We start from the raw sequence: 12838 nt of genomic DNA, 5'->3' as shown, positions 1-12838 counted from the left end.
AAAGCATTATGTGTAACAACAGCGACCATACCAACGATACCTTATTTAAAAGAAATGGCACCGATCAGGGCGACCGCGTGAATAGTATTCTCGATCCCCACAATTTGGAGCTCCATGACTTTGATAGGGAAGACTGGTTTCTTTTTACCTATAATTTTGCCAAACAGGTTAACTTTTTTGACACCAACAACAGCAAAAAAGCTTCCGGAAACTGGCAGGAAATTTTTGATCATTTTGGCTATTCGAAAAAAGACATTCCAAACAGAAAAGACAAAGATTATACGCTTCTGAAAGAAAGTATTTCGGAAACACTTCGGGATATTGAATTCGAAGGCACGTTAACGCCTCACATGACCCTTTTTATCTGTTTCCTGAAATTATTGGAACTGTCTAAAGAGCGCTTTAATAAAATTACCAAAAAACATCTCGATTTCTTTTACAAGGATATTTTACAAATCGAAAAACTCGCTGCAAAACCAGATCAGGTACATGTTATTTTCGAGCTGGCTAAAAAAAGTACCGAAGAACGAATCGAAGCGCAAACACAATTGGATGCGGGAAAAGATGCTTTAGGCAACAAACTTATCTATAAAACAACCGAAGAATTAGTTGCCAACAAAGCTCAAATTACAGCGCTTAAGAGTGTTTATAATGATATCACGCTAGGGGAGATAAAATGCAGCCAGGTGGCCAACTCTCTTGATGGAAAGGGAGAAAGTCTTAAGGAAGGATCCAAGTACTGGTTGCCGTTTGGATATACTTCTAATGAAGAAAAATATACTGAACTGGAAGCTGCCAGACTTGGCTTTACCATCGCTTCACCCTTATTGCAACTAAAAGAAGGCGAAAGAAATATCGATATTACCGTTACCTTCAATGAGGCTTTTACTTTTGATACCGAACCGTTCAAAGAACCCATTACCGTCAATGATCTTGTTGATAATATCAGCATTTTCTGCAGTGGCGAAAAAGCATGGCTTGGTCCTTTTAAACTTATAGGAACAGCTGCTACTTCAGGTATTGCGGGAAAGCAATTGCGATTGGTGTTTCAAATTTCAAAAGATACCCCCTCTGTTGTAAACTATAATCAAAAGAAATTAGGAGAACATTTCTCAACTACAGAACCTGTTATCCGATTTTTAATTCGTACAGAAGACAAAAAAGGACATTATTTATTTAGAAATCTGGTGACCAAAACCGTCAGCAGCATTGGTGTTAAAGTAGACGTAAAAGATGTAAAATCACTATTACTCGAAAGCGATACCGGTTTACTAAATGCCGAAAAACCTTTCTATCCTTTTACCACACAGCCTACCAGCGGTTCCTCATTTCTTATTGATTATCCGGAAATGTTTTCCAAAAAATGGAAGAATATCAACGTCTCTATAAAATGGAAAAACACCCCCAAATCTTTTAAAACGCACTATCAGGCCTACAAAAAGAAATATCAGGATACCACCATAAGCCAGACTCTTTTCTTTAACGGAATGTTTCTGGAAGAAATTATAAAAGACAAAGCCGTAAATCAGCCGGAAGATCCTGAGCCTAAAGCAGATGCTGTCGCCATAAATATTCCAAAAAAAAGTAATTTGATTCTTAACACCGTCGACACCGATCTTATTGTAGACTCCGATGCTTATTTTAAAGGTAATGTATCTCTCTTAAATAAAGAAAACTGGGAAACTAAAATTACAGACACTACTTTGTTTACGCTAAAAGACGGGGTTTATGTAACCGAATTTCCTTTAGCAGGAGACGGTTACGACATTGACAAAAGCGGCCCGATCCGATTGACGCTAAACCAATCGTTGCTGCACTCTTTGTACCCCAAAATATATACACTCGCTGTTATGAGTAAAATTGCGGATACCCTGATTCCGAATGAAGCTTATACGCCATTTGTCGAAACCATTAGTTTAGATTATACGGCGGAGGAAACGGTCAATTTTACCCATCAAACCGAAGTCGAATATCAGTCAGAACGAATCCGATTATTTCATGAAGCTCCATTTGGACAGAGTGAAGAACATTCTTATTTAAAAAATGTTGCCAGACAGAAAGGGGTTTTGGATGCTAATAGCGCTCTTACAAGCCGTCTCGTTCCTGATTATTGCAAAGGAGGCGAATTTTACATCGGTCTTGAGGAAGCCGAAACTTTACAGCAGGTTGCTTTATTGGTGCAGATACTTGAAGGAAGCGAAAATCCACAGGTAGACTCTTTCGTGGGGAGACAAAAAATAGAATGGTTTGTTCTTTGTAACAATCAATGGAAAAATATCGAGAATGAAATTTTAGCCAATTCTACCGATAATTTTTTAAAGTCGGGGATACTGAAATTTGCGATTCCAAAACAGGCTACCAAAACAAATACTTTATTTCCGGACAACCTGATCTGGGTAAGAGCAAAAATGCATAAAGCTTATGATGCCGTCTGCAAAATAATCGATATTAAAACACAAGTGGTTACAGCCGAATTTTACAACCACAATAACGAATTGTCTCATTTAGAAAAAGGATTGCCCGCTGAAACGATTTCTAAACTCATTACCCGCATCACACAGGTGAAAAGTGTCGCACAGCCTTTTAATTCTTTTAACGGAAAAGCACAGGAATCAGACGAGACCTATTACAAACGGGTAAGTGAACGTCTTCGCCACAAAAACAGAGCGATAACGCTATGGGATTATGAGCATCTTATCCTTCAGGAGTTTCCGGAAGTTTTCAGAGTAAAATGCCTGAACCATACCAATAATGAAAAGGAATCCTTTCTTTCTCCCGGAGATATTACTCTTATAGTGGTCCCGGATATTATAAACAAAAATGTATTTGACCTTTATGAACCAAGAGTAAATACGGCTACCTTAAATAAGATTCGAAATTACATCAGCAATCTCAACAGTATGCATGTCGAAGCCGCTGTAATTAATCCGGAATACGAGAAGGTGATCATCAAACTCAATGTGCGGTTTTATGCTCAATACGATGAAAACTTTTATAAAAAACAGCTCAATGAAGATATCACCAAATTTTTGTCGCCGTGGGCATTTGACACCACTCAGGACATCCTTTTCGGAATTGAATTACACCGGAGTACGATCATTGACTATATCGAAAAATTATACTATGTAGATTATTTAGCAGAGTTAGAAATGGCGAAACTCAAAGACAATACCGAATCAGAAAATCCGAACGATATTACTTATCAGGCAACACTGGATTTCTTGCCGGTACTGTCACCGTCTAACCCAAAACGCATACTGGTGTCGGTAAAAAATCATATCATTTCTACAAAAATCAACAGTTGTACAACACCTAATTTTCAATCCGAAGAGTCATGTCAATACTAAATCCACATAATACAATTCCTAAAAAGGTTGCGACCGAAGATGACTTGGATTTTTTCTATCTCAGAAAAAAAGGCATTGAGTATATCGAACAACTGGGTGGCAAATTATGGACTGATTTTAATTCGCATGATCCCGGTATCACGATGCTGGAGATGCTTTGTTATGCGATAACCGATCTCGGCATGAGAACCGATTTGCCAATCGAAAACCTCCTTGCTTCTGACGCAAAAGAAAAAGATATTCCCAACCAGTTTTTTAAGGCTTCCGAAGTATTGACTACAAGTCCGGTTACTGCACTGGATTACAGAAAACTGTTTATCGATATCGACGGTGTTAAAAACTGCTGGCCGGCAAAGCACTACAAAACCGTTTACGTGAATTGCAAAGACGAACTGCTATCCTATAATTATCAGGATTTTAGCGAAGTCCCAAGCCGCCTTAAAAAGCAATTTCAGCTCAAAGGCTTATACGATCTTTATGTCGATTTCGAGAGCAATAAACTCTCTGAAATTAATAGTGTCAAAGACAAAATCAGACAAAAATTTCATGCCAACAGAAATCTGTGTGAAGACCTGATCAACATTATAAAAGTCGATGAATATCCTATAAAAATATGTGCCAGCATTGAGATCGATACTCAGGCCGACGAAGAAATGGTTCATGCCCTGGTGTTAACCGCATTAGACGGTTATTTATCAACCACCGTTAATTTTTATTCGGTTAAGCAAATGCTTGATAAGGGGTACACTTCCTTAGAAATTTTTGACGGGCCGGTTTTGGAACACGGTTTTATTGATACCAAAGAATTAATCGAAGCCGAACTGACCAGTGAGGTGCGATTATCGGATATTATCAAACTGATCATGAATGTGCCCGGAGTGCTGACCATCAAAGATATTTCTCTGGGGAATTGCGGCGATGATGAAGCGGTGGCCAATCAGTGGCTGCTTTGCCTCAAAGAATACCAAAAACCGGTAATCTGTAATAAAAGTGTTTTCAACTACAATAAAGGCGTACTGCCTCTGAACATCAATAAAACCCAGGTAGATCTTTATCTGAAGGAAATTAATGACGTAAAAGATAAAGCTACCGATTATTCCAGCAAACACAAAGAACTGAAAATACCAAAAGGCACTTATTTAAACCCAAACAGTTATACCACCATACAGAACGATTTTCCGGATACGTACGGAATCGGAGAAGTCGGTTTACCATCAGGAGCCACAGTGGCGCGACAATCGCAGGCCAAACAGCTTAAAGCCTATCTTTTATTCTTTGATCAGATTCTGGCCAGTTACTTTAAACATTTGGGAAAGGTTAACGAAATACTTTCGGTAAGCGGCAATCTCACTAAAACATTTTTTACCCAGGCGGTAAAAGACATTAAAGGCTTTAGCGAACTGGTAAAAGACTATCCTGAAAACAATGATGATTATCTGACAGAAATTCTCTTTAAAGAGCTGGACAACAATATTGAAAGACGAAATTCTATTCTGGATCATCTTTTAGGACGGTTTGCAGAACGTTTCTCTGAGTATGTTTTCATTAACAAAAGTATCTACGGCAGTGCTACAGATGAGGTCGTGCTGAAAAACAAAGAAGATTTTTTGAAAGATTATAAAATCGTAAGCAAAAACCGCGGCAGTTCTTTTAACTATTACCGACAACCCAACAGCAATCTGTGGGATACTGATAATGTTTCGGGGGTAAAAAAGAGAATTGCAAGGCTTTTGGGGATTAAAAACTACAACAGAAGACATCTTTCGGATTCCTTTGTTGATCTCTATCATTTTATTGATTCAGACAATCAACTGGTATACCGATGGAGAATCAGGGATGATCAAAACAAAATCGTGCTTTCTGCCACGACAGAGTATTACGACACCTCGGTTGCCAATCGGGAAATGTATTTTGCTATTTTACAAATCATTCAAACCCGCGAATACAATGTCGAAGAGGCTTTTAAAAAAGGCATCACAGATCCGCAGGTCATCGATAACATTCAGATACACCGGTCTCCTTCCGGAAAGTATTCGTATGACATCATTAATCCGTTAATTACGGATGTGAACAATAAGGACCGTATCATTGCCAAAAGGTACACTTACTACAGTTCTTTGGCTAAAGTAAAACAGTCTATTCTCGATTTGATTCATTTTATGAAAGAAGTGTTTACAGAAGAAGGTTTGTTTATTGTAGAACACATGATGCTTCGCCCGGATGTGAACCAGACTATTGTAAATCTGGCAACATTTTTACCGGTCTGCACGGATGAGTGTAAGAGCTGTGAACCTCTCGACCCTTACTCCTATCGCGTCAGTATTATTCTGCCCGGATATACTTTGCGTTTTGCCAACATCGATTTCAGAAATTATATCGAAAAAGTAATTAAGGAAGAATTACCGGCGCATGTTCTGGCAAAAATCTGCTGGATCGGACATCGGAAAAATGAAATTCAAAATCCGGCAGAAAACGAACTTTTGCGGTTTGAGAACTCTTACAAGGATTATTTATTTGCCAAAACCTTATTGAATCAGGATCAGCCGGAGACAGATCTCATAAAGCTTATCACCTCTCTATCGAACCTCAGCAATTTATATCCTACAGGAAGATTATTTGACTGCAACGACGAAAACGAAAATCAATTCGAGAAAATAATACTGGGAAAAACAAATTTAGGATCACTATAAATACCATTCAAAATGTTAGTAAAACTTTCAACCATAACAACGCTGTACCGAAGATTCACTAAAAATCAGGTACTAACAGAAGGACATCTTAACGAGATTGTAGATTATTTTGATGATCAGGATCGTATTTCCAGAATTGGTCTTAGTGGTGTCGGCATCATTTGCGGATTTAAGGTTTCATACAGCCCCGTTTCAAAAGACATTACCATAACTCAAGGCAGCGGTATCACAACCGACGGTGATCTTATACAGTTGTACAAGTCTACTCCAAACGGCGGAAAAATTATTGATTTTGAAAGTAAACAATACACTCATTATAAAGTATACGACAACAAAAAAGCGGCTTACAAACCTTATTTTTACGATGGTTCAAAACAGCTTGAGATCTTCGAACTTTTAACTGCCGAACAGCAGCTTATCGAAAGTGCCAATACTTATCCGATACATTATCTTAAAAAAAATACCGGATTAGAGGTAACGGATGCTGTCGTTCTTTTGTATATCGAATCGTATGAAAAAGATTCCGATCTCTGTGTCAGTCTTTCCTGCGACAATCAAGGACTGGAAATTATCGGTAATCACAAAGCCTTATTGGTAAGCAAAACCGTTGCGGCGCAGATAAACACTCATGATAAAATCATTAGCAAAATCAAATTCTCTAACCTGTATTACAAACTTCCGGAACTGGTCTCTAACCGCATTGTATTACAGCCCGAAGATTTTAGCAGTTATTATGAAATCAAAAGAAAATTCACCAATGGTCTGTTCAGAAACAATGTAGTGGCCAGACTGCAAGACGGTTTTGAGATCCTATTGACCCCTTTAAAAATGCCAACTATATTGGATTCTATAAAAAAGAATCTGGCTGCTCTGTACAGTTTTGATGAAAAAAATGTCCCACCTGATTTTCAGTACCGATACGATCTGCTCAACGATTTAATTGATACTTACAATGAGATCAGACTTTTATTATCAAATATGGACTATGATTTTTGCTTTCCGGACATCAAATCATTCCCCAAACACTTAATGCTGGGAGAAGTGCAGAAAAGTGGTCCTTGTTTTGAATACCGACATTCTTTTTACAAATCACCATTGCTCACGGGACAAAACCTTAGCACCTGTAACGATTGCCTGCCTTTTGACACACTTAACGAACCCGGGAAGAAAGACACCATTAACGAATTTATTGTCGATTTAGAAGGTAAAGAAATTACAATCTGTTATGGAAAAAATACAGATTTGCAGCAATTGTACAGTCTGATAAAACGCTGCGTACAATTATTAGCAAACTACAATGTAAACTATACTTATATAAAAATCACTCCTAGTTTTGAATTGGGTTTGCTTGGTAAAAAAGCAATTCCATTTTACAATAACGTGGGCGATCATCTTATTGAACTTTGGGATTACGAAAAAACCACTATCGGACAACAGCGCAATAACAGAAGTTATCACGATAACTTATTGAATACAAAATGGCCTAACGAAATGGTCTCAGATCACAACTTCTACAGAATCGAAGGGCATCAGGGTACAGACTACAAAAAAGCACTAAAAACGATTCAGGCCATCAGACGTCAGTACGGTTTAGGATTCAATGTTGTTGTACTTGGAGTAAAAGCCTATGACGCGAAAAAAATAGTTGAAAATTATACCTCCTACTATCTGAACAAAAATCACGGATACGAGCACAAATCCGGTGTGGCACCCGGAGGCACATTTGTCATGATCTATATCGAAGGAGAGTACAGTCAATATCCTTATTATTACGGCTATGGTTATCCTTACGAATATCCGCGTGGAAATTCACTCGCAGGCGATTTTGAAAAAGAAGGCGATAAAAAAGAACCCGGAGAATCTATCGTGATAAATCCCGTAATAGCCGATTTTACCTTGCCGTATTTATGCTGCGATGATAATTTCATCACCCTATCCTTACCTATGAATCATATCTGCTTTGATGAAACAACACCTTACTTCCCCTTTCACGTAACACCAACCGGAGGTTTTGTAAAAGCCGATGTAGACGAAGATTTGAATGGCGGAGTGACCAAAAATCAGTATGGAGAATTTGTTTTTGATCCAAAATTGGTCAGTGAAGAACTCATCGGAAAACCGATAACTTTTACAGTCAATAATTTTGAAACCAACTGTCAAATAACCATTTTCAGAAAACCAAAATTTGATTTCACCTTTGTCTTCCCGAAATCGCTTCATAAGGATGGGGTTGTGGTTGATTTTAGTATTAGCGGTGAGAATCAGAAAGACATGAAATATGTTTGGGATTTTGGTGATGGCAGTGAACCTGTTGCCACTACTGAAGCAAAAATTCAACATATTTATGCCTATGAAGTACCCGCTAAAGAAAGCTATAGTTTTCAGGTAAAAGTTACAGGTGAAAACGGAAACTGTAATGCTCAGGCACAGCATCCGGTGACTTTTGAAGTGCCTGTAGTAGTAAGCATCGATACTAAAAACATCTGTAAAAATGATCTCAAACCACATGTTTTAACCATTGAACCGAATAGCAAGAAAACCGTCTTATCAGGCCCGGGAGTCTCCCAAAATGATGCCGGTCAGTACATTTTTATCGGCAATAATGTTCCTAAAGATGTCGATCAGGTGGTTATACTAATAAACGGTAAACCTTCGAATCTTACTATTATAATGCAGAATCCACCTGTAGCTTTGTTTAGCCATTCAATCAGAAATAATCAGATTGCCTTTAGCAACAAATCCACGGATGCTCTAAAATACATCTGGAACATTGAAGAAGAGATAATCGAAACCGATGCTACAGAAGCCATCATACGACCAACTTCGCTATACAAAAACGACGTGATCAAAGTATCCCTTTCTGCACTCAACAAAAGATGCGGCGAATCAATAGACGGTCCGAGAGATATCCGAATTCGCGAAAAACCGACTGAAAATCCCTGTCTGACCAATGCAGTAGAATTCGTCAAAAAAACGAACCTGACTTTTGAAAAAATCAACCAGCAGCCTGAATTACAAAAATTTAGTAAAGAGACTCTTTCGCTGATTACTGAAATTCAAAAACAATTTGCAAGTGTTGAAAAAGAAACCAGTGCTTATATCAATGGAGATTTTAATACTGCATTACCCGAGATGTATAATGAGCTTGTATACCACAATTTATTACTGGGTTCAAAAAATGCAAGAATGGAAGAGGAAAAAACAGTACTGAGTTTCCTTAACGAAAGTCATATCTCGCTTTTCTATACCATCATAAAATGCCAGCCCGCAGAACTCATAAATAAATTCGAAAAACCCTTTACAACCATTACGGCACGTATAGACAGCTTGTTACAAGGTTTTGTAAAAAATCAGTATAAGACCGATCCTAAAGGAACCTTAAAAAGTTTCTTAACCGATCAGAAGATTCCGTTTAAGGACATCAAATTTATTCTGGAAGCCATCGAATCACAACTAAAAAGCTTAAACTAAATGCAACACCTTGGGAGCCATATCATCAACAAGCTGTTTCTAGAGGTCAATACCCAATCTAAAGAGAAGGCGTATTACCTCAAAGATCATCTGGATACGTTTCTAAAAGAAGAACTCCTTCCTCTTTTAGAAGCCTATTTTGATACGCTCCATACCCAAATACCACTGTACAGTATTCAGATCGAAAAATTAGACCTAGACCTTTCTGTTGCTCCTGAACTTAATTTTAATGCCTTAAAACTGGAAATTTTAAATCAACTTCAAAAACAGATTGAAGATCAGATTCAAAAAGGTTTTCCCGATACGCAGCGTTACAAATTAATAAACCGCGAAGAAAAAAACAGTGATGAATTCTTTATTTTTCTGGAAACAGGAACCAGTCCCTGGTGGGTGATTACCAGCGACAATAACTACGGTAACGGCAATCGTAAGAGTAATGTTAATACTCCCCCTGGTCCGGAAGAGGATCTTCAATTACAAAAAAATATTGGAGACAAAACTTTCGGTTCAAAATTGCGAAATGCATTGAAAAACTCCCAAATCAGAACCCGTTTCATCAAACAATTATCAGACGCACAGATTTATGATATCCTTAAAAAAACACTTCTTTTGACCGCCGATGATAAAGAAACAGCTACCAAAATAATTGAAAAGATCCATCGCAATATGCGCAAACTTGTTTCGAAATCGAAACAGGGCATAAATCAGCGCAATCTAATTTGGGAAATAGTCTTTTCGGAATTGTTACAGCATGATGAAACTCTGACAAAAGAAAAATTAGTGCAGCTGATTGCTTCTTTTGTTTCTATAACTCAGGAAAACCTGAAAATCATATTAGAACAAATCAGGCAAAATGTATCCGATAAATCAGTACTCTCCGTACTAAGCAATCTTGCTCCCGAAATAGCCAATATAAAAGCTCTTTCTGAACAAATCGCTTCCGACGTTCTTTCGGAAAGCGATAAAGAAGAATTCTTAAAATTAAAATTTTCAGAAACTGACAGATCTCCTGAAGTTGCTAACAAACCTCAACCTGATACTAAAATGGAGGCTCAAAATAGGGAAGCTCAAGATTTAGAATCTGGAAATAAGGAAAAGGAAAAAATTCATAAAGTTGTTGATCCTGATAAAAAGAAGAAAACCGAAGAAAATCGAAATCCTTCTTCAAAATCCCCGGAAACCGATGATGCAGAAACGGCAGAGATCAATACTCTTTTGAATCGTAGTAAGGAAATCGAAAGTAAAAATGAAGAAACTAAAGATCTGGAAGACTGGCATTCGGCATTATTCCCTGCTGACGGAGCAACTTCGGATGTTCCTTCTTCACACTATGTAAACAATGCGGGACTAATACTGGTGCATCCTTTTTTGAAACATCTTTTCGGGAATTGCGGTTTACTCCATAAAGACCATACGATAAACGATCCCGAAACTGCCGCCCATCTGCTACACTATATCGCGACAGATCGGGAGCAGGATTACGAATCTCAAATGCTGTTCGAAAAAATGTTGTGCAACATCCCCATAAACCGACCTATAAACCGAAACATTATACTCTCGGAAGAGTTAAAAGATCAAGGCAAAGAAATGCTGCAAGCCGTTTTAGACAACTGGCCGATTATGAAAAATTCTTCTATAGCCCTATTACAAAATGAGTATTTACAAAGACCCGGTAAAATAATTCTTAGCCAAGACAACCCCAAAGTCATTGTCGAAAGAAAAACACAGGACATTTTGTTAGATAAAATTAGCTGGAATCTGGGAATTGTAAAACTCGCATGGAAAGACAAGATCATTTTTGTGGACTGGTAATACGATATAAAACATGGAAACCGAAAAAAACACATTTCTAAAAGAAGATGAACAAAATATTTTCTACGAGCAAAAACAAGCTCTCAAAAATATTTTTGAAAACCTCGATATCACAAAGATTGCCTTTGTAGGCGGAATTGCGGATTACATTAACCTCCGTGCTTATTACGATATGCCTATAAATGATATTGATATTATTTATGAAAATGAAGACGATTTATCCCTCATTAAAGAAAATGAAGTGATCACCCGTTTTTTCAATCGTTTTTATGATCTGGAGGGGGAAGTTTTGGTTTCAGAATACCAGATCAACGATAAAAATGTCCATACAGATTATTACAAAAGAGATTTCTCTAAAATAGGCTTAACCCAGTCCTATTTATTAGGTAAAATGGTATGGCACGCCACCTTTGATGAAATGAAAACATTTCATAATGACCAGATTCCGAAATTGACCTCAGAAGCAACAGGTGAAAAATACGAATGGAAAAGACTCTATAAACACAGTAAAAAAGCTTCGTTATACAACAACGTCTGCTATCTGGATGAAAAACAACAGCTGCAAACCTTAAGCGATATTTTATGGAAGAACCAAGAATAATATACAGCCTGAACGCTTTTCCTCTGATCAATAATCGTTGGCAGATGGGCAATAAACTTAAGGAAACCGTTTACATGACCGCTCTGAGTATTTTGTACAGTCATCTTTGGTACAAGGACATTGAGCTTTATGCAGACGAAACTGCCTATAATTTTTTGTATATGCTGCCCTGCAGAATCACAAAAATGGATAAGGAACACAATAAAGAATTGTGGATGAAATCAAAAATTCATGCCATCGAAAAGCAGACCAAACCTTTTGTTCACCTCGATACGGATGTGTTTATAAAAAAGAAAATCAATTTCAATTTCGACTCCATTATTCTCGAACGCAAAGAATGCGGTTATGAAGCGCACTATAAAAAACAAATCGATTTTTTTAACCAATACACACAAAATTTACCTTACTGGCATCCTGATTTAGGACTTTCCTACAGCTGTGGCATACTGGGGTTTAATGACCTTACACTGCGCGATAAATTTATAAATGCCTATTATGATCTGGAAAAAATCTATACCACCAACCGTAAGGAATTTGAACCACTAAAGCAACAAGGTTTTGAGCCCTGTATTGTCATAGAACAATACAATCTGGCTTCTGTATTAGACTATAACAATATTACGCCTACCCTGCTTCTTAAAGGAAAAAATATAACAGAACAGAGTAAATATGCCAGTGAAATAAGCTACAGTCATCTCTTTGGTATTAAAAAGTACAAAAAAGACATTACGGAAGAAATTGAATATCGATTGTTTAAAATATTTCCATACTGGTACGCACAAATAAAGATCGAACTCGAAAAACATCAGATCATACCAAAAGAAGAAACCAGCTCTCCAACGATGCTCGCATCGTAGCACCCTTTATTCCGGAAAATTGATCCTGTAAAGGGTAAAGAAATATTTTTTTATTTCAAA

6 protein-coding genes are annotated in these 12838 nt (G+C 37.5%); all 6 read left to right on the top strand.

Features of this window, described 5'->3' with window-relative positions; genetic code table 11:
- Positions 1 to 8: 8 nt before the first annotated feature.
- The 6 genes from LNQ34_RS13070 to LNQ34_RS13045 are packed head-to-tail and all read left to right on the top strand — an operon-like array spanning position 9 to position 12778.
- Positions 9 to 3347, top strand: coding sequence for a baseplate J/gp47 family protein (locus LNQ34_RS13070; RefSeq protein WP_230000080.1), 3339 nt, complete (start codon positions 9 to 11; stop codon positions 3345 to 3347).
- Positions 3335 to 6037 carry a hypothetical protein gene (locus tag LNQ34_RS13065; protein WP_230000079.1) on the top strand — a complete coding sequence of 901 codons (2703 nt, stop codon included), beginning with the start codon at positions 3335 to 3337 and terminating at the stop codon, positions 6035 to 6037. The genes LNQ34_RS13070 and LNQ34_RS13065 overlap by 13 nt, the downstream gene beginning before the upstream one ends.
- 12 nt (positions 6038 to 6049) lie before the next feature.
- Complete coding sequence (locus LNQ34_RS13060; RefSeq protein ID WP_230000078.1) at positions 6050 to 9508, top strand: PKD domain-containing protein; 3459 nt, start codon at positions 6050 to 6052, stop codon at positions 9506 to 9508.
- On the top strand, positions 9509 to 11320 hold the full coding sequence (locus LNQ34_RS13055; RefSeq protein WP_230000077.1) for a contractile injection system tape measure protein: 1812 nt from the start codon (positions 9509 to 9511) through the stop codon (positions 11318 to 11320).
- 13 nt (positions 11321 to 11333) lie between these two features.
- Positions 11334 to 11921, top strand: coding sequence for a hypothetical protein (locus LNQ34_RS13050; protein ID WP_202702181.1), 588 nt, complete (start codon positions 11334 to 11336; stop codon positions 11919 to 11921).
- Complete coding sequence (locus tag LNQ34_RS13045; RefSeq protein ID WP_230000076.1) at positions 11903 to 12778, top strand: DUF6734 family protein; 876 nt, start codon at positions 11903 to 11905, stop codon at positions 12776 to 12778. The genes LNQ34_RS13050 and LNQ34_RS13045 overlap by 19 nt, the downstream gene beginning before the upstream one ends.
- The last annotated feature ends 60 nt before the right edge of the window (positions 12779 to 12838 follow it).

Source organism: Flavobacterium lipolyticum (genome assembly GCF_020905335.1).
Classification (GTDB): Bacteria; Bacteroidota; Bacteroidia; order Flavobacteriales; family Flavobacteriaceae; genus Flavobacterium; species Flavobacterium lipolyticum.
This window is presented reverse-complemented; position numbering and strand designations above follow the sequence as displayed.

Excerpts from the sequence above, each read along its gene's own strand:
- LNQ34_RS13070 (WP_230000080.1), top strand. The coding sequence starts at position 9 with ATGTGTAACAACAGCGACCATACCAACGATACCTTATTTAAAAGAAAT.
- LNQ34_RS13065 (WP_230000079.1), top strand. The coding sequence starts at position 3,335 with ATGTCAATACTAAATCCACATAATACAATTCCTAAAAAGGTTGCGACC.
- LNQ34_RS13060 (WP_230000078.1), top strand. The coding sequence starts at position 6,050 with ATGTTAGTAAAACTTTCAACCATAACAACGCTGTACCGAAGATTCACT.
- LNQ34_RS13055 (WP_230000077.1), top strand. The coding sequence starts at position 9,509 with ATGCAACACCTTGGGAGCCATATCATCAACAAGCTGTTTCTAGAGGTC.
- LNQ34_RS13050 (WP_202702181.1), top strand. The coding sequence starts at position 11,334 with ATGGAAACCGAAAAAAACACATTTCTAAAAGAAGATGAACAAAATATT.
- LNQ34_RS13045 (WP_230000076.1), top strand. The coding sequence starts at position 11,903 with ATGGAAGAACCAAGAATAATATACAGCCTGAACGCTTTTCCTCTGATC.